Below are 16,691 nucleotides of genomic sequence, written 5' to 3' on the forward strand. Positions count from 1 at the left end.
GTGCACGAGCCGTGGGTACGGGGGGAACCCCGGCTCAGTGCGACGGCCGATGACCAGTCGGCTCACTCAGTACTGCGCCGCGGGCTCCAGAAACGTCACACCTCGCGCCGAAAATTTTTCGGCGAGTTGAAAAGCGCAGGTCAGACGGGGTGTCCTCGGGTCAGAACGCGGTGTACGTCGGGGACGGTGACGGGGACGCGGGGGCGTTGCCCGGTGCGCCGGGGTGCGCCGGGGCGAAGGCGGAGGGAGCGGGGGCGGCGCCGCCGCGGTGCCGGACGCCGCCCGGGCCGTGGTCATCCTTGCGCCCGTCCCGGTCCTTCCCTCCGCCCCCGTCCCCGTCACCGTCCCCGTCCTTGCCCTTGTCCTTGTCTTTTCCCTGGTCGTTGCCCTTGCCCTGGTCCGTGTTCTTGCCCTTGTCCTCGTCCTGCCCGTTGCCGGTGGTGCCGCCGTTCGCGGTGCCGGAGGCGGCGTCGCCGGTGGCCAGCAGGACCTTGCAGTACTGGGTGACGCGGGCGGGGCCACCCGCCAGGTGCTCCAGCGTGCGCTTGCGGCCGGTGTCCAGTTCCCTGCCGTCGCGCAGGGCCCGGCAGGCCGAGGCGGCGCCGAGCCGCCCGGTGCCGGACGTGGGGGCTCCGGAACCCGGCGCGGTGGTGCGGCCGGTGCCGTCGTCCGTCCCGGCGGCCTCGTCGCCGGTGCCGCCGCGCCGCCCGTCCGGACTGCCCTCCGGCGTGCCCGTGCCGAGGCCCGGGGTGGCCGCCCCGGAGCCGGAGACGAGCGGCTGTCCGGCGGTCGTGCCGGCGGAGACGGAGGCGGCGGGGCGGGGGTGGTCGTTGTCGAACGGCGTGGGCAGCACCCCGCTGCCGGCGGCCACGGCGACCCCGCCGAGTGTGCCGACGGCTGCGGCGGCGGCGAGCGCCAGGCGCACCGGGCGGCCCCAGCGGGGGCGCGGGGTGCGGATTCCGGTACGGGTCGGGGCACCGATGCGGACCAGGCCGGCGTCGGTTCCGGGTGCCGGGGTGCGGGCGGCGGCGGCGGTGTGGGCGGCGGCCGTGCGCTCCGCCTCGGCGGCCTCACGGGCCTTGCGGAACGCGGCCAGGGCGGCCTGCTCGCCGGGGAGTTCGCCGGGCGCGGGTGCCGCCTCCGCGGACAGCGCGCCGAGCGCCCGGGAGAGGCGTTCGGCCTGGTCACGTGCGGAGGGGTCGACGGCTTCCAGCGACTCACCGCGCAGCAGGCGTTCCGCCGTCTCACGGTTCAGCCACTTGTACTGCTCGTCGGCCATCACATGTCCTTCTGCGTCCGCGCACGCGTATGCGTCACAGTTGCGGACGTCACCGCGCGGTGCCGCGGTTCTCGCTGAGGCGGGAGCGCGTCGAGTCCGCCCGCCGATTCCGGATCGGCGCCGATCAGCTCCGCGAGCCGCTTCAGACCGCGGTGCGCGGCGGTACGGACGGCACCCGCGCGTTTGCCGAGGGTCTCGGCGGCGGTCTTGGCGTCCAGGCCGACGACCACGCGCAGGACGACCGCCTCGGCCTGGTCCTGCGGGAGCCGGGCGATCAGGGAGAGGGCGCTGTCGGTGGCCAGGGCCTCGATGGCCTCGCCGGCCGTGTCGGACTCGGCGGCCCGGCCGGTCAGCTCCGTCTCGTCGCCGCCTATGGCGGGGCGGCGGCCGCGCATGCGTATGTGGTCCAGGGCGCGGTTGCGGGCGATCCGGGCGGCCCAGCCGCGGAACCGGTCGGCGTCGCCGCTGAACCGGTCCAGGTCGCGTGCGATCTGCAGCCAGGCCTCGGACGCGACGTCCTCGGCGTCCGGATCGCCGACCAGTGTGCGGACGTATCCGAGCAGGCGGGGATGGACCGCGCGGTACACCGTACGGAACGCGGTCTCGTCTCCGTCCTGTGCCGCACACACCGCGGCGGTCAGCTCCGCGTCGTCCCCCAGCACCGTACTCCCTTTACGCCTGTCTTCGGTCGGCGCGAAAGGCACGTTACGGCGTGAAACCACTGCTCGTCCATGTCCGTAGAAGATGCAACTAACTCGTGACCGGGTTCGGATGTGCGCAGGGTGAGATTCGGGGGTGGCCGGGTGTGACAGAAACCGCACGCACGGCGCTGAGGAAAGTACGGGCCGTGCGCGGCCCGTCCGCGCGACGGCCGGGGCCTCTCCTGTGGGGGGTGGCGGCCCCGGCCGTTGCCTCGGCTTTACGGCTCCGACCTGGGACGTTGTGCGCGATCGGTGACCAAAGTGGCCAACGCGTCACCAACCGGCCAGACGCCTCGTGTGATCCTATCCAGCACGATGCCATGGCGCAGCCCGGTGAGTGGTGCCTCAGTCGATCCCCGGACGGTGGCGGCGTCAGGGCCCGCCACCACCGCAGCGACTGCCGCTCGCCGAGTGGCGGCATCAACTACGCTGACGCCAGGTACAAGGTCCGCGTCCCCGATCCGGGATCAAGGCCCCTGCCCGCTCCCTTTGCAGTGCATGGAGGAAGCCGTGACCGCCGAGCTCCCCGACTGGATGATCCCGCCCAGGCCCAGCGGCTGGGAAGCCGACGACCTCGACCACCTCCCCCAAGCACCGCGGCATACCGAGCTGATCGACGGAGCCCTGATCTTCAGGATGGCGCCGCAGCGGTCATGGCACTCCCGTCTCGTGGAGAACATGACCTTCGCCCTACGGCAGGCGGCCCCCACGGGGTTTGAGGTCGAGCGCGAGATGACGGTACGCCTCGACAACAAGAGCCGCCCCGAACCCGACATCCTGGTCACCACCGCCGCATACGACCCCGACCGCACCTGGTACGCACCCGGCGACGTCACTCTCGTCATCGAGGTCGTCTCGGAGGAATCAGCCGATCGCGACCGGTCCCTCAAACCTTTCAAGTACGCCCAGGCCAAGATCACCCACTTCTGGCGCATCGAGGACGAGACCGGGTCCCCCGCCGTCCACGCCTACGAGCTCGACACCATGACCAGCACCTACGTACCCACCGGCATCTACCGAGACCGGCTGAAGACCTCCGTGCCTTTCCCGCTCGACATCGATCTCAACGCCCTCGTGCCCGCAACCTGAGCGACGGCCACCGGATACTCCCCAGCTGCGCCGAACCTGCGGGTTGTCCTCCCCGGTAAGGTAACGGGCCGCCTGCCCCCCGGCGGTGCAGCAGCCGGCCGGACAAGGCCGCTGTCCGGCACCGGGCCGCGCCAGCGCCACGGTCGACCTGGCCCACGCCGGTCACCCTGCGTGCGAGCTGGCACAGCCGTCCCGTGCGGTCCCGCGCGTTGATCCCGATGATCCGCTCGCCCCTGTCCGACTAGGGGCGACTCCAGCGGGCCGCTTCCGCAGGTCAAAGACCACTACGTGGGCGTGTGGGCGGCCGGAGTGTCCGGCGGCCGTGGCCGAGCATCACGCGCGGGCGGTGCTGATACGGGCTCGCCGCAGTGGCGCTCCTGCTCGGTGGAGGCTGGCGAGTGCCTGCCGGTAGGAGGCGATCAGCCCGGTTTCCAGGTAGTCCACTCCCAGGTCCTGGCAGTAGCGGCGGACGATGGGCCGGGCCTTGCGCAGATGAGGGCTGGGCATGCTGGGGAACAGGTGGTGTTCGATCTGGTGGTTCAGTCCGCCCAGGGCGAGATCGGTGAACCAGCTGCCGCGTACGTTGCGTGCGGTCAGGACCTGGCGGCGCAGGAAGTCGGGGCGGTCGTCGCCGGTCAGGATCGGCATGCCTTTGTGGTTGGGCGCGAAGAGGCAGCCGAGGTAGAGGCCGAACAGGCACTGGTGGACGGCCAGGAACGCGATCGCCATGCCCGCGGGCAGGACGAGGAACAGTGCGGCCAGGTAGGCCGCGATGTGCCCGTAGAGCAGCAAGCCGTCCAGGGTGCGGTTCTTCAGGGCACGGTTGCCCAGTGCCCGCGCGCTCGAGACGTGAACGTTGACCCCCTCGAGCAGGAGCAGGGGGAAGAAGAGGAACGCCTGCCAGCGGCCGATGAGCCTCGGCAGTCCGGTGGCGACGCGGGCCTGTCCCTGGGACCAGACCAGTAGGTCGGGGGCGATGTCGGGGTCGCGGCCCTCGTGATTGGGGTTGGCGTGATGGCGGGTGTGCTTGTCCTGCCACCATCCATAGCCCATCCCGATCGCGGCCCCGGCGATACGGCCGGACGTCTCGCTGGGCCGGCGACGGCGGAACACCTGGCGGTGCGCGACATCGTGGGCGAGCAGAGCGACCTGCCCGAAGATCAGGGCGAGGAACGCGGCGACCGCCAGGGTCCACCAGCCGGCGCCGACGAGGACGAACGCGCTCCAGCCACCGGCGTAGGCGACGGCCACCGCGATGGACCGGACGGTGTAGTAGCCGGGGCGCCTGTTCATCAGGCCGGCATCGGTGATCTTCTTGGACAGGCGGGCGAAGTCACTGCCGCCCACGGGCGGCGGGCGACGGGGTGCGGTATGCATGGTCATGCTGTCGATCTGTCCTTCCCGGCTGACGGGCCGCGTCCGGCCGGGCGGTGTGCCGGATGCGAGGCGGCAGCCGGGTACCCACATCCCTCCCGTCGGCACGGCAGCCGGGGTGCTTGTCAGAGTTCGCGGGTGTCGCGGGGCTCGACGTAGGGCCCTTCATGGCGATGTTGGAGATCCACATCCAGACCAGGAAGATGATCACGGCGGCCATGCTGCCGTAGGTCTTGTCGTAGCTGCTGAAGGTCGCCAGGTGGAAGGCGAACGCAGCGGAGGCGATCAGTTTTCAGGCCGGTGCAGGTGGCGTGTCGCTGCCCGTATCGATGAGGATCTGTCTGGCCTCGGTGACGTTGTCGGCCCGTACGGCCCTGGCCATGGCGGCGCGTGCCGCGTCGGGCGACGTGTCCGGCGGGACCAGCAACAGGGAGAAAAGGTCCCGCTCGCCCCGGGTGATGAGGACGGTGTCGTCACCGACCGGGAAGGAATCGATGTGCACGACTCGCTCGTCCACCATCACCCGGGTCGGCAGTCCGTTCCAGGCACTGCCGTCCAGGCCGACCCGGGTGACAGGCCCGAGATGCTCGCTCAACGCGGAGATCAGCGAGGGGAGCTCGGCACCGATGTCCCGTGACCGCGGCCACCACGCACCGTCCAGGATTCCCTCGCGTGCGTGTGTCGTCTCCAGCCTCAGCAGGGCCGTCCCGGGTTTCACCGACCGGTGGACGGCGTCCGGCAGGAGCCCGGGGAGGTCGGGGGTGTCGGAGTCGGCCATGGTGTCCGCCCGTCCGCAGAGAGCAGTGCGACCGCAGGGCATGCGACCGCCGCACGAAGTGACCCTGCCACCTCACCGTACTCCGCACGACGCTCGCGCGAGCGCTTCGTCCGCAGACAGACAACGGCTCCGGCGTATAGCGGCTCAGCCACGCCCTTCCTCTTCTGTCTCCATCCGCCGGATCCCCTCGTGCGTCAGCGTGATCATCGCGGGCGTGTTGCCCCTTTCCCAGTCCACGACGACCCAGCCTTCGCCCGCCAGGTACATACAGGCAGCCGCCATGTCCTGCTCAGGGATACCGAGGTCGTTGCGGAGCTTCGCCCCATCGACGCCCAGGAGGCGATTGCCTTCGGCGGCTTGGTACAGAGCCTGCATGATCCTCTCGCGGTACGTTTTCCGGTCTCGCAATATCGCCATGACGCGCCTTCCTCTACCGCCCACGGTCGGGCCGGCGTCGATGTCGTACGCGGTGGCCGTCGCGGTGGGACGCGTCGGAACGGCCGTGTCCACCGCCGACCGGCGGTGCCTCCGGGGCCGACGCCCGATCCCCGGCAGAACATCGCTGTAGTGGAAGGCAGCGATCCGTTCGTCGTGCTGACCGTTGAGCCGGTGGATCAGAACGACTCCGACGGCGATCAGAAGGAGCAGCAAGGCCACGGCGATGACAGTCATGGTTCTCTCACCTCCGCCGACCAGCGGGCGAAGGCCCTGTCGAGCCGATTGTCTGCTGCTTCCTCCCGGGCCGGGGCACCGATGCCGTCGCCGGCCATCAGCCGTGCGGCGGCATCCGCACCGGTTTCCGGCGGAATCACCAGCACGTCCCGGCGGCCGTCGGCGGAGAAGAGAGTGAGTCTGTGCGGATCCTGTTCCTCGGTGGACCAGCCCACCTGCACGGTGCGCCCGACGTCAGACACCCAATGCGGCAGGACGGGCCAGTAGGCCGGGTGCACCGTGACACCCGTGATACGACCCCAGAGATCGCCCAACGCGGCCGTCAAGGACGGCAGCTCACGGGTGAGGGCACGGGAGCGAGGCCACCACATGCCGTCCAGCCCGCCCGGCGTGGGTGTCAGGGACAGCCGAGCCGGCTGCGGCGGCGTGCGTCTGCTCGATGCCGTACGGTCAATGGTCACGGCCATGGCGCGGACCCGTCCCCGGGCGCGTGGGTGCGGCCCGGCGCTGTCGATCACCGGAAACGGCACCCGCAGCGGAGCCGGTGCGCGAAGAACTCCCGGTGTCTTCACACTACTCCGCTCACCGGCCCGAAAAGCCGGGGATATCCAGGTAGTTTCCTGCCTTCGGTGCTGTCGTCCAGTTGCCTGTGCGTCTCCTGTTTCGTATTTCGTACGTGCGCTCTCCGGAGGTGCGTGATGCAGCAACCCGGCATTGACGAGGCAGAGGTCGATGTGACCAACAGCGGCCACGAACAGCCGGAAACACCTAGACGAGGGCCGATCCAGGAAGGAAGCGAGAACCTGCGCCCGGACGACAAGTGCCTGGTCAGCTCCCCTTTGCGGCTCAATCAGGCCAGGGGTGGCGGCCCCGGCCGTTGCCTTCGCGGAACCGGCCCGCCCCGGAAAGGGGCCCTAGCGCTTGCCGCCGGCCGGCTTCCCGCGGCCGCCGCCCTTGCTCTCGCCCTTGGCGTTGCCCGTGTCGCCGAAGTTGCCGGGCTCGTCCGCCTTGCCGGTGTCCTTGCCCTGCGTACGGGCCGCCCGGGCGGCGCAGTAGGCCGCGACCTCGTCCCGGCCGCCCGCCGCTGCGACCAGCCGCTGCCACGCCGCCGCCTCCAGGGCGCCGCCCCGCTCCCCCGCCCGCGCGTAGGCACGGCAGTGGGCCAGGGTGTCCCCGGCGGTCGTCGGACGCGCGGGCGTCCCGGAGGGCGCCGCGGTGCCGGTGTCCCCCGGCCCGGTCGCCGTACCGCCGGGCGTGGCGTCGGCCGCCGGGGCGGAGGGGGCGCTCGGCGACGGGCGCACCGAGCGCGGGGCCTGCCGGCCGCCGTCGTCCGGCCCGGAGTGCGCCGAGCCGATCGCCGCGACGGCGACTCCGCCCAGCGTGAGACTCGCCAGCGCCAGCGCGAGCGTGGTCCGCAGGGCGCGGCGGGGTCGCCCGGGCCGCCAGTCGTCCCGGGCGCGGGTCCTGGTGTCGGGCGCGCCCGCCTCGCGCGCGGCCCGGAACGCGGCCACGGCGCTGCGCTCGGCCTCGGCGTCGACGGCTCCTGCGCGCAGCGCGGCACCGAACCGCGTCTCCAGTTCCGGGAGGCCCGCGGAGATGCCGGCCGGCTCGGGCGCGGCGACGGTGCCGTGAGGGTGCGCGCGCCGGCGGCCGGACAGCCCGTCGCCGCAGTGCCGTTCACCCATGCCCGTTCCCGTCCTCATCCGGTCCGCCCGGAACTCCGTACACCGACCCGCCCACACCCCGAGCACCCGCACCGGCAGGGCCGGCCCCGGGCGCACGCCTGCCCACCGCGGCAGCCCCACGCCGGAAGCCACCGATCAGCACAGGCGCATCACGACGGACGTCTGTACATACGTCCCGCGCCCGCCGTCGTTCATCCCGACTCACCCAGCGTCGGCGGATCGGCATCCGTCACACCGTCGGTGCCGAGTTGGCGGGCCAGGCGGCGCAGCCCCCGGTAGGCGGCGGTACGGACGGCGCCGGGGCGTTTGCCGAGGACGCGGGCGGCGGCGGGGCCGTCGAGGCCGACGACCACCCGCAGCAGCACCGCCTCGGCCTGGTCCCGGGGCAGCCCGCGCACCAGGTCCAGCGCGCGTTCTGTGGACAGCGACTCCAGGGCCTGGTCGTGGGTGCTGTGCCGGCCGGGCAGCTCCAGCGCGTCCTGTTCGAGCTGTGCCGCCCGGGGCCGTACCCGCTGCCGGCGCAGATGGTCCAGCGCGCGGTGCCGGGCGATGGTCGCGGTCCAGCCGCGGAAGCCGGCGCCGTCGCCCCGGAACCGGCCGAGGTCGCGGGCGATCTCCAGCCAGGCGTCGGAGGCGACGTCCTCCGCGTCGTCGCCGACCAGGCCCCGCAGGTAGCCGAGCAGTCCGGGCTGCACGATGCGGTAGGCCACCGCGAAGGCGGTCTCGTCACCGTCCTGGGCCCGCGCGACGGCGGCGCCCAGCTCCCCGTCCCGCGGCTGCGGGCGGCGGGGTTCCCCTCCCTGGCCCAAGACCGTCCTCGTTCGTGCCGAGTTCCTGGCCACTGCGTGGCGCTTCCGTCACGGTGCGACACGCTCCGGCCGTGTCTGTCGCCCTCCACGATCATCAGCGTCGGCCCCGACGGAAGTGTCACAGCCAGGTCAGCCGGAGGCGCTCGCGGTGGCGTCCCGGCACAGCAGCCGGAGCGAGCCGTGGCCGCCGTAGCAGCGGCGCGCCTCGTCGATGGGGTCCCACAGCCTGCCGTCGGGGGTGCGCAGCCAGTGCTCGCCGCCGGTCGCCCACCACTCGGCGCCGGTCTGCCGGACGATCACCTCGCCGGCGTAGGCGCCGAAGCCGCGCAGCACGCTTTCGACGGCCGCGTAGGGCGGGCCCTCGCGGCGTATCTCCTCGATCGTCCGGTCCACCCGCCACAGGCTCTGCGCCGAGTAGTCGAGCCGGACCCGCGCGCCCTCGCGCATGGTCGCCACCGCGTCCGCCGCCCACCGCACGGGCTTCACCGCGGCGTGCGGCCTGCTCTCCTGCTGCGCTGTCCCGTACCGGGCCGTCACATGAGCTGTCACATCGGCTGTCACATAGGGAACAGCGAGCCGGGGCGAGGTTCCGTCACCGGGTTCCGGGGCGTTTCTCGAAACGTTCCGCCAACCGTCGCAGGACCGCCCCAGGTCCGCCGCACGAAGGTCACAGGCCCCCGTCACGCCCCCGGTTCCACGGCGCTGCGCGCCCGGCGGGAGACCACCGCGCGCAGGACCCGGCGGCCCTCCACCGACACCTCCAGCGCCCGCCGCAGGCCCTGCGCCCCGTGCCCCGCGAGGAGTTCCAGCACCGCGGCCTGGCGGCGCAGCTCGGCGGCGACGAGCGGCGGCAGGTCCGCGGTGTCGCCCGCGCGACCGGCGTCGAGGCCGTCCGCGCCGTCCGGGTCCGAGCCGTCGGCCGTGGCGGGGTCGAGCAGCCGGTGGATGCGCAACGAGGCGACGGAGCAGGCGTCGGCCCAGGGCCGTACGGCGTCGGCGGTGCGCTCGGCCGGGGCCGACCGGAGCATCCGGCGGGCGAGCCGCGCGGCCTCGTCGGCGGGCTCCGCGGGGCCGAGCGCCTCGCGGGCCCGGGTCAGCTCGCCGGCCCAGTCGGAGTTGTCGGCGAGGCATGCCCACAGCGGGCGCAGCAGCTCGTCGTCGCCGCCGAGCAGCGGCAGACACCGATCCAAACAAGCCAATCCGCCGGCGGCCAGTCCGCGTTCGTCGGCCTGTGCGATCAGGTCCACCAGGCTCATGAATGCCTCCCTCGCCAGGGCGCCGACCGGTACGGAGCCCGCACTTCCCCTTACTGCGTGCGACGGAGCGGGAGTGTCACAGCCATGGTTTTTCAGCCAAGTGCGGGGACCGGCAGCTCGCCGGAGAGGACCTTGCGTTCCTGCATCCGGGTCAGGTGGACGACCACCACGATGGCGAGGACGGCGGCCGCGATGTCGAGGCCGTCGGACAACAGCATCGCCCTGGCGGCCTCGCTCAGTTCGTCCGCCGTCTCGGCCCGCCGGGAGCTGCGGTCGGCGAACCGGCCCACGAAGATGCTGACGAGCCACAGCGTCCACCAGGCGTTGACCGGCGTGTGCCCGGACCGCGAGCCCCAGGGGGCGCTGGCGTCCCAGCTGTCCGCGACGATCCGGCGCGGGAACCACAGGTTCACGACCGGGCAGAACCAGGCACCGATGGTCCAGCCGCGCTTCATGCGGTGCCGGGAGGCGTCGAACACCTCGGCGTTCACCCGGATCCGCCACAGCCAGCACAGGTAGACGACGGCCGTGGCCACCAGCGCGACGCCCTGCGAGATGCCGGCGACGCCGTAGAGGGCGTCCGCGCGGTCCGCCCGGTCGATCACGTCGGCGCCGGTGACGCCGTCGGCGATGTCGCCGGTGACGTCCATCTCCAGCAGGTCCGCGTAGCAGGCGAACAGGTCGGTGGCGATGACGAGGCCGAGCAGCAGGGCGGTGGCCCGGCCGAGCGCGGCCGGTGAGCGCAGCCAGGCGCCGGGCGGGGCCGGGTAGGACGGCGCGGGCATGGGCGTGGTCATGGCGAAGTTCCCCCGAGAAGAAACGAGATCCGAGACGGCGCGCGGCTCTCCCCGAACCGGCGCAAGCACTGGTGCCGGCGCGCGTGCGAAGACGCGCGCGGACACCGGAACATACGGTCGGACGCCGTCGTACGTCCACTCGGTTCTCAGCCCAGCCGGTCCGCCAGCTTCCTGAAGTCGGCCCAGGAAAGCGCCGGTTTGCCCGGGTCCCACAGCTTCTGCGCGGTGGCCCGCAGCGGCATCCGGATGCCCGCGGCGACCTGGCCCTCCGTCTGCGCGTTCGGGCGGTCGGACCAGACCGCGAACGATCCGCCGAGGATCTGCCCGTCGTAGCGCGCCGGGACGGCCGTCGTGCCGCGCAGCACCCGGGGGTTCCACTGCTCGTAGATGCGCTGTCCGGTCGGGTAGACGAAGGTCTGCGGCTGGCCGAGCACGTAGTAGAGGTACTCGTCGTTGTAGTTGAGCACCGTGCGGCCGGCGCTCAGGTACTCCGCCGGCGGCCGGGCGCCGATCTCCTTGCCGGTCCAGTAGGCGACCTGGAGATCCTTCGCGGGCTGCACGGAGGTGCCGCGGAAGAAGCCGTCGTTCCAGGCGCGCATGGTCCGGTCGTGTGCGCGGACGGTGGTGGCGCGGTCGTCGAGCCAGCCGGTGGCGAGGTCGGCGACGGTCCCGCCGGCGCCGTACTTCCGCCGGGCGGCGGCCGCCAGCTGCGGGTAGGAGGCCTGCGGGTCGCGCACGGTGAGCGCCTGGTACTCGTCGCCGCCCAGGTGCCACCGGTCGCCGGTGAAGAGCCCGGCGTACTCGTTCAGCAGGTCGTCGACGATCCGCGCGGAGGCCTCCTTGGAGATGTCGATCGCACCCCTGGTCGCCACCCCGTTCACGTTGCGCAGCTGCAGGTCCGGGTGGGCGGCGATGACGGCCCCCAGGTGCCCGGGCGAGTCGATCTCGGGCACGACGGTGATGTGCCGGCTGTCCGCCAGCGCGACGATCCGCTTGACCTGCGCCTTGGTCAGATGGTCCCGGGAGACGATCTCCGGGTGGCTGCTGGACTCGATCCGGAAGGCCTGGTCGTCGGAGAAGTGCAGCCCCAGCTCGTTGTACTTCAGGTCCCCCAGCTCGCGTATCCGGTCCTCGATCCAGGCCTCGGAGTACGGTTTGCGCGCGATGTCCAGCATGAACCCGCGCACCGGCTTGGCCGGCTGGTCGCGTACGACGCCCTCGGGGGCCGTACCGCCGCCGTGGACCTCCTGCTTCAGGGTGCGGGTGCCGTAGAAGACGCCCGCCTCGCCGGGCCCGCTGATGTCGACCCGCCCGTCCCGGACGGTCAGGGTGTACGACTCCTGGTTCCCGCCCCCGCCGCCGAGCGCGAGCCGCACATCGCCCGCCCGGGCGTCGCTCTTCTCCCCCGCGTACGCCAGCCCCAGCTCCCCGGCTACCAGCCGGCCCTCGTCGGCCAGCTCGGGGTCGCTCACCACCACCCGCTCGCCGCGCTGCGGCTTCCAGCCGGGACCGCGGGCCGGGGTGTGGGAGCGGACCGCGGGTATCGTGCGCGGCGCCCGCGAGAGCGGGTACGACCGGCTCGGGCTGGGACTGGCCGACGTGGTCGCCGGCTGCCCCGGGCCGGCCCCGGTGCCGGCCACCCGGCCGGGGGACGTCTGCCGCGCGCCGCTCTCGGGCCCGCCGCCGCCCCCGTCCGCCGAGGCCCACACGCCGACGCCCGTGCCGAGCGCGACCGTCCCGACGACCGCGGCGGCCACGACCGCCCGCTTGCGTATCACCTGTCGCGCCGAGCCCCGGCGCCTGAGCCTGTGCTGGGTCACCCTGCCAACGTACGACCGATCGTCGGCCCATCCGTCACCCAAGTGGTCTCAAACTCTTCCGTTCGGGTGAAATTCAGGTATCCCTCGGACACAGCGTGACCACTCTCGATAACCTGACGACACACCTTTCACAGCATCCCCTGCCACGCCACATGTGACGCGAGGACCCACGCTGCCCGCCCACCGCCTGCCGTATCTCCCCACGCCCCTCGACGCCTTCAACACAGCCCGCGCCGACGAGGCCCGCACCCTGCTCCTGCACTGCCTGCACAGCCTGCGCTGGTCCGACCGGATCGCCGACCACCGTCCCTATCCCGACCTGGACGCCCTGCTGGCAGCGGCGGACGAGGCGGCGTACGACCTCTCCCCGGCCGACCTGGCCGAGGCCCTGGCCGGCGAGACCCTCCCGGAGCTGCCCGAGGACACGTACTCGGCGGCCCACACGGCCCTGGGCGCCGCGCGCGCCGCCTACGAGGCCCGATTCGGACACGCGTTCGTCATCTATCTGGGCGACGTCCCCCCGGACGAGGTCATCGACCACATCCTCGAAGCGATCCGGTCACGATTGGCAAACGATCCGGAGGAGGAGCGGGTGACAGCGGCGGAGGAGCTGCGGCGTCTGGCCCGAGGACGGCTGCACGACCTGCTCAGCGGCGCCGAGCCGTTTTCGATTTGTGGCTACCGCCACGCGGGCGCGACCAGCCCAAACGCACCCGCACCCGGCAAATGACCGCCGAATCCGCCGCGGCGACCACCCCCGCTAGCCCAACCGCGTGCCACTTTGATCACACCGGTAGGCCCCCCGTAAGCACCACGGCGGCACGTGGATACCATGCAGAGGGCCGGTGGACCGTACCCGGCCGGGCCCGACCGACAGTGAAGCCGGCGCGGCCCTAATCCCCGCTCCCGGAGGGTTCTTCCGTGCCGGCTGGAACGCTGTACCGCGGCCGGGAAGGAATGTGGTCCTGGGTGGCTCACCGAGTCACCGGCGTCCTCATTTTCTTCTTCCTGTTCGTTCACGTGCTGGACACCGCTCTCGTGCGTGTCTCCCCCGAGGACTACGACAAGGTCGTAGCCACGTACAAGACGCCGATCGTCGCGCTGCTGGAGTACGGCCTCGTCGCCGCCATCCTCTTCCACGCGCTCAACGGCCTGCGCGTCATCGCCGTCGACTTCTGGTCGAAGGGCCCGCGCTACCAGAAGCAGATGTTCTGGACCGTGATGGGTGTCTGGATCGTGCTGATGCTCGGTGCGATCTACCCGGTCCTCGGCCACGCCTACCGTGTCCTGTTTGGGAGCTGACGCCGATGTCCACGACTGAAACCGCGGCCTCCGGAGTCGGCCCCGTCGAGGGCGCCCCCGTCTACACCGTCGACAACCCGGCCCCGTTCATCGAGGCGCCGCGCAAGCGCACCAAGAAGACCCCGAAGTCGACCCGGGGCAACTTCGAGCTGGCGGCCTGGCTGTTCATGCGCCTGTCCGGCATCGTGCTGGTCGTCCTCGTCCTCGGCCACCTGCTGATCCAGCTGGTGCTGGACGGCGGTGTCTCCAAGATCGGCTTCGCCTTCGTGGCCGGCCGCTGGGCGTCCCCGTTCTGGCAGGTCTGGGACCTGCTGATGCTGTGGCTGGCCATGCTGCACGGCGCCAACGGCCTGCGCACGGTCATCAACGACTACGCCGAGCGGCCCAACACCCGGCTGTGGCTCAAGGGCCTGCTCTACACCGCCACGGTGTTCACCATCCTGCTGGGCACGCTGGTGATCTTCACCTTCGACCCGAACATCCGCTAGGCACGGGGCTGCGAGAATCATGAAGATCCACAAGTACGACACCGTCATCGTCGGCGCCGGCGGCGCGGGCATGCGCGCCGCCATCGAGGCGACGAAGCGCAGCCGCACCGCGGTCCTGACCAAGCTCTACCCCACCCGTTCCCACACGGGCGCCGCGCAGGGCGGCATGGCCGCCGCGCTCGCCAACGTGGAGGAGGACAACTGGGAGTGGCACACCTTCGACACGGTCAAGGGCGGTGACTACCTGGTCGACCAGGACGCCGCCGAGATCCTGGCGAAGGAGGCCATCGACGCCGTCCTCGACCTGGAGAAGATGGGCCTGCCGTTCAACCGGACGCCGGGCGGCACCATCGACCAGCGGCGCTTCGGCGGTCACTCCCGCAACCACGGCGAGGCCCCGGTCCGCCGGTCCTGCTACGCCGCGGACCGCACCGGCCACATGATCCTCCAGACGCTGTACCAGAACTGCGTCAAGGAGGGCGTGGAGTTCTTCAACGAGTTCTACGTCCTGGACCAGCTGATCACCGAGGTCGACGGCGTCAAGAAGTCGGCCGGTGTCGTGGCGTACGAGCTGGCGACCGGTGAGATCCACGTCTTCCAGGCGAAGGCCGTGATCTACGCCTCCGGCGGCTGCGGCAAGTTCTTCAAGGTGACCTCCAACGCGCACACCCTGACCGGTGACGGCCAGGCGGCGGTCTACCGCCGCGGCCTGCCCCTGGAGGACATGGAGTTCTTCCAGTTCCACCCGACGGGCATCTGGCGCATGGGCATCCTGCTGACGGAGGGCGCCCGTGGTGAGGGCGGCATCCTCCGCAACAAGGACGGCGAGCGCTTCATGGAGAAGTACGCGCCGGTCATGAAGGACCTCGCGTCCCGTGACGTCGTGTCCCGCTCCATCTACACGGAGATCCGCGAGGGCCGCGGCTGCGGTCCCGAGGGCGACCACGTCTACCTGGACCTGACCCACCTGCCGCCGGAGCAGCTGGACGCCAAGCTCCCGGACATCACCGAGTTCGCGCGCACCTACCTCGGCATCGAGCCGTACACGGACCCGATCCCGATCCAGCCGACCGCGCACTACGCGATGGGCGGCATCCCGACCAACGTCGAGGGTGAGGTCCTCGCGGACAACACCACCGTCGTCCCGGGCCTGTACGCGGCCGGCGAGGTCGCCTGCGTGTCGGTCCACGGTGCCAACCGCCTGGGCACCAACTCGCTGCTGGACATCAACGTCTTCGGCCGCCGCGCGGGCATCGCCGCCGCCGAGTACTCGGCCAAGGCCGACTACGTCGAGCTGCCGGAGGCCCCGGAGTCCTTCGTCGTCGAGCAGATCGAGCGGCTGCGCACCTCCACCGGCAGCGAGCGGGTGGCGACCCTGCGCCGCGAGCTGCAGGAGACCATGGACGCCAACGTCATGGTGTTCCGCACCGAGCAGACGATCAAGACGGCGGTCGAGAAGATCGCCGAGCTCAAGGAGCGCTACCAGAACGTGGCGATCCAGGACAAGGGCAAGCGGTTCAACACCGACCTGCTGGAGGCCATCGAGCTGGGCAACCTGCTGGACCTGGCCGAGGTCATGGCCGTCTCGGCGCTGGCCCGCAAGGAGTCCCGCGGCGGTCACTACCGCGAGGACTACCCGAACCGCGACGACGTCAACTTCATGCGCCACACCATGGCGTACCGCGAGGTCGGCGCCGACGGCTCGGAAACCGTCCGTCTCGACTACAAGCCGGTCGTCCAGACCCGCTACCAGCCGATGGAGCGTAAGTACTGATGGCTACCCCTGTTCTGGACAAGGCGGACGCGGCCGGCCAGCCCGAGCCCGGCTTCGCCGACTCCCCCTACATCACGGTCACCTTCCGCATCCGCCGGTTCAACCCGGAGGTCGCGGCGGAGGCCACCTGGGAAGACTTCCAGCTGGAGATCGACCCGAAGGAGCGCGTCCTCGACGGCCTCCACAAGATCAAGTGGGACGTCGACGGCACCCTCACCTTCCGCCGCTCGTGCGCGCACGGCATCTGCGGCTCGGACGCGATGCGGATCAACGGCAAGAACCGCCTTGCCTGCAAGACGCTGATCAAGGACATCAACCCCGAGAAGCCGATCACGATCGAGCCCATCAAGGGCCTGACGGTCCTGAAGGACCTGGTCGTGGACATGGAGCCGTTCTTCCAGGCGTACCGGGACGTCATGCCCTTCCTCATCACGAAGGACACGAACGAGCCCACGCGTGAGCGGCTGCAGTCCGCCGAGGACCGCGAGCGCTTCGACGACACCACGAAGTGCATCCTCTGCGCGGCCTGCACCTCCTCCTGCCCGGTGTTCTGGAACGACGGCCAGTACTTCGGCCCGGCCGCGATCGTGAACGCCCACCGCTTCATCTTCGACTCGCGTGACGAGGCCGGGGAGCAGCGGCTGGAGATCCTCAACGACCGCGACGGCGTGTGGCGCTGCCGCACGACCTTCAACTGCACGGACGCCTGCCCGCGCGGCATCGAGGTCACCAAGGCGATCCAGGAAGTGAAGCGCGCCCTGATCACGCGCCGCTACTGATCCGCGGTACGCCTACGGCGTGGGCCCCGTCTCCCGGAGCGATGTTCCGGGAGACGGGGCCCTCGTCATGGCGGCCGGCCGACGCGGC

Annotated in this window: 18 protein-coding genes and 1 pseudogene; 6 read left to right on the forward strand and 13 right to left on the reverse strand. The window is 71.6% G+C overall.

The annotated features are described in order from the left end of the window. Nucleotides 1-160: 160 nt before the first annotated feature. Together ACIP4Y_RS15865 and ACIP4Y_RS15870 are read right to left on the reverse strand one after the other, a co-directional pair. Entirely contained in the window at nt 161-1,279 is a 1,119-nt protein-coding gene (locus ACIP4Y_RS15865) for a hypothetical protein (protein ID WP_401393145.1), read from the reverse strand. Beyond that, nucleotides 1,279-1,941 carry an RNA polymerase sigma factor gene (locus ACIP4Y_RS15870; RefSeq protein ID WP_358642083.1) on the reverse strand — a complete coding sequence of 221 codons (663 nt, stop codon included), beginning with the start codon at nt 1,939-1,941 and terminating at the stop codon, nt 1,279-1,281. Before ACIP4Y_RS15870 ends, ACIP4Y_RS15865 begins: the two co-directional genes overlap by 1 nt. Before the next feature lie 537 nt (nt 1,942-2,478). Between ACIP4Y_RS15870 and ACIP4Y_RS15875 the strand changes: the two genes are divergently transcribed. Beyond that, nucleotides 2,479-3,069: a Uma2 family endonuclease gene (locus ACIP4Y_RS15875; protein WP_401393148.1), complete on the forward strand. Its 591-nt coding sequence runs from the start codon at nt 2,479-2,481 to the stop codon at nt 3,067-3,069. Between the two features lie 333 nt (nt 3,070-3,402). Here the strand turns inward: ACIP4Y_RS15875 and ACIP4Y_RS15880 are convergent, their stop codons facing one another. The 11 genes and pseudogenes from ACIP4Y_RS15880 to ACIP4Y_RS15930 form a co-directional block, all read right to left on the reverse strand. After that, nucleotides 3,403-4,452, reverse strand: a complete 1,050-nt coding sequence (locus ACIP4Y_RS15880) for a fatty acid desaturase family protein (RefSeq protein ID WP_401393151.1) — start codon at nt 4,450-4,452, stop codon at nt 3,403-3,405. A 157-nt stretch (nt 4,453-4,609) separates the two neighbouring features. Next, a pseudogene (locus ACIP4Y_RS15885) lies at nt 4,610-4,732 on the reverse strand (YhjD/YihY/BrkB family envelope integrity protein); the annotation flags it as partial. A 3-nt stretch (nt 4,733-4,735) separates the two neighbouring features. Beyond that, nucleotides 4,736-5,221: a DUF5994 family protein gene (locus ACIP4Y_RS15890; RefSeq protein ID WP_401393154.1), complete on the reverse strand. Its 486-nt coding sequence runs from the start codon at nt 5,219-5,221 to the stop codon at nt 4,736-4,738. A 144-nt stretch (nt 5,222-5,365) separates the two neighbouring features. Beyond that, nucleotides 5,366-5,638, reverse strand: a complete 273-nt coding sequence (locus ACIP4Y_RS15895) for a hypothetical protein (protein WP_401393932.1) — start codon at nt 5,636-5,638, stop codon at nt 5,366-5,368. A 251-nt stretch (nt 5,639-5,889) separates the two neighbouring features. Continuing rightward, nucleotides 5,890-6,360, reverse strand: coding sequence for a DUF5994 family protein (locus ACIP4Y_RS15900; protein WP_401393157.1), 471 nt, complete (start codon nt 6,358-6,360; stop codon nt 5,890-5,892). A 447-nt stretch (nt 6,361-6,807) separates the two neighbouring features. Beyond that, on the reverse strand, nt 6,808-7,578 hold the full coding sequence (locus tag ACIP4Y_RS15905; RefSeq protein ID WP_401393160.1) for a hypothetical protein: 771 nt from the start codon (nt 7,576-7,578) through the stop codon (nt 6,808-6,810). A 191-nt stretch (nt 7,579-7,769) separates the two neighbouring features. After that, nucleotides 7,770-8,387, reverse strand: a complete 618-nt coding sequence (locus tag ACIP4Y_RS15910) for an RNA polymerase sigma factor (RefSeq protein WP_401393163.1) — start codon at nt 8,385-8,387, stop codon at nt 7,770-7,772. 129 nt (nt 8,388-8,516) lie between these two features. Continuing rightward, nucleotides 8,517-8,864 carry a hypothetical protein gene (locus ACIP4Y_RS15915; protein ID WP_401393935.1) on the reverse strand — a complete coding sequence of 116 codons (348 nt, stop codon included), beginning with the start codon at nt 8,862-8,864 and terminating at the stop codon, nt 8,517-8,519. 203 nt (nt 8,865-9,067) lie between these two features. Next, on the reverse strand, nt 9,068-9,643 hold the full coding sequence (locus ACIP4Y_RS15920; RefSeq protein WP_401393166.1) for a hypothetical protein: 576 nt from the start codon (nt 9,641-9,643) through the stop codon (nt 9,068-9,070). A 92-nt stretch (nt 9,644-9,735) separates the two neighbouring features. After that, nucleotides 9,736-10,440: a DUF4328 domain-containing protein gene (locus tag ACIP4Y_RS15925; protein WP_401393169.1), complete on the reverse strand. Its 705-nt coding sequence runs from the start codon at nt 10,438-10,440 to the stop codon at nt 9,736-9,738. A 146-nt stretch (nt 10,441-10,586) separates the two neighbouring features. After that, the gene (locus ACIP4Y_RS15930; protein WP_401393937.1) at nt 10,587-12,218 is read right to left on the reverse strand and encodes a glycoside hydrolase family 20 protein; all 1,632 of its coding nucleotides are present in this window, start codon (nt 12,216-12,218) and stop codon (nt 10,587-10,589) included. A 196-nt stretch (nt 12,219-12,414) separates the two neighbouring features. Here ACIP4Y_RS15930 and ACIP4Y_RS15935 point away from each other — a divergent pair, with 196 nt between their 5' ends. The 5 genes from ACIP4Y_RS15935 (at nt 12,415) to ACIP4Y_RS15955 (ending at nt 16,603) form a co-directional block, all read left to right on the forward strand. After that, complete coding sequence (locus ACIP4Y_RS15935; RefSeq protein WP_358642073.1) at nt 12,415-12,990, forward strand: 2-oxo-4-hydroxy-4-carboxy-5-ureidoimidazoline decarboxylase; 576 nt, start codon at nt 12,415-12,417, stop codon at nt 12,988-12,990. 191 nt (nt 12,991-13,181) lie between these two features. Further along, nucleotides 13,182-13,562: a succinate dehydrogenase, cytochrome b556 subunit gene (sdhC, locus tag ACIP4Y_RS15940; RefSeq protein WP_043195476.1), complete on the forward strand. Its 381-nt coding sequence runs from the start codon at nt 13,182-13,184 to the stop codon at nt 13,560-13,562. Nucleotides 13,563-13,567: 5 nt separating this feature from the next. Beyond that, complete coding sequence (locus ACIP4Y_RS15945; protein ID WP_358642071.1) at nt 13,568-14,050, forward strand: succinate dehydrogenase hydrophobic membrane anchor subunit; 483 nt, start codon at nt 13,568-13,570, stop codon at nt 14,048-14,050. A gap of 19 nt (nt 14,051-14,069) precedes the next feature. Further along, nucleotides 14,070-15,824 carry a succinate dehydrogenase flavoprotein subunit gene (gene sdhA, locus ACIP4Y_RS15950; RefSeq protein WP_358642069.1) on the forward strand — a complete coding sequence of 585 codons (1,755 nt, stop codon included), beginning with the start codon at nt 14,070-14,072 and terminating at the stop codon, nt 15,822-15,824. Beyond that, complete coding sequence (locus ACIP4Y_RS15955; RefSeq protein ID WP_401393174.1) at nt 15,824-16,603, forward strand: succinate dehydrogenase iron-sulfur subunit; 780 nt, start codon at nt 15,824-15,826, stop codon at nt 16,601-16,603. Before sdhA ends, ACIP4Y_RS15955 begins: the two co-directional genes overlap by 1 nt. Nucleotides 16,604-16,691: the final 88 nt, after the last annotated feature.

This window comes from Streptomyces sp. NPDC088810, from assembly GCF_044750305.1.
In the GTDB taxonomy this organism is placed as follows: domain Bacteria; phylum Actinomycetota; class Actinomycetes; order Streptomycetales; family Streptomycetaceae; genus Streptomyces.

Excerpts from the sequence above, each read along its gene's own strand:
- sdhA (WP_358642069.1), top strand. The coding sequence starts at position 14,070 with ATGAAGATCCACAAGTACGACACCGTCATCGTCGGCGCCGGCGGCGCG.
- ACIP4Y_RS15905 (WP_401393160.1), bottom strand. The coding sequence starts at position 7,578 with ATGGGTGAACGGCACTGCGGCGACGGGCTGTCCGGCCGCCGGCGCGCG.
- ACIP4Y_RS15875 (WP_401393148.1), top strand. The coding sequence starts at position 2,479 with ATGGAGGAAGCCGTGACCGCCGAGCTCCCCGACTGGATGATCCCGCCC.
- ACIP4Y_RS15945 (WP_358642071.1), top strand. The coding sequence starts at position 13,568 with ATGTCCACGACTGAAACCGCGGCCTCCGGAGTCGGCCCCGTCGAGGGC.
- ACIP4Y_RS15920 (WP_401393166.1), bottom strand. The coding sequence starts at position 9,643 with ATGAGCCTGGTGGACCTGATCGCACAGGCCGACGAACGCGGACTGGCC.
- ACIP4Y_RS15955 (WP_401393174.1), top strand. The coding sequence starts at position 15,824 with ATGGCTACCCCTGTTCTGGACAAGGCGGACGCGGCCGGCCAGCCCGAG.
- ACIP4Y_RS15895 (WP_401393932.1), bottom strand. The coding sequence starts at position 5,638 with ATGGCGATATTGCGAGACCGGAAAACGTACCGCGAGAGGATCATGCAG.
- ACIP4Y_RS15865 (WP_401393145.1), bottom strand. The coding sequence starts at position 1,279 with ATGGCCGACGAGCAGTACAAGTGGCTGAACCGTGAGACGGCGGAACGC.
- ACIP4Y_RS15925 (WP_401393169.1), bottom strand. The coding sequence starts at position 10,440 with ATGACCACGCCCATGCCCGCGCCGTCCTACCCGGCCCCGCCCGGCGCC.
- ACIP4Y_RS15890 (WP_401393154.1), bottom strand. The coding sequence starts at position 5,221 with ATGGCCGACTCCGACACCCCCGACCTCCCCGGGCTCCTGCCGGACGCC.
- ACIP4Y_RS15900 (WP_401393157.1), bottom strand. The coding sequence starts at position 6,360 with ATGGCCGTGACCATTGACCGTACGGCATCGAGCAGACGCACGCCGCCG.
- ACIP4Y_RS15880 (WP_401393151.1), bottom strand. The coding sequence starts at position 4,452 with ATGACCATGCATACCGCACCCCGTCGCCCGCCGCCCGTGGGCGGCAGT.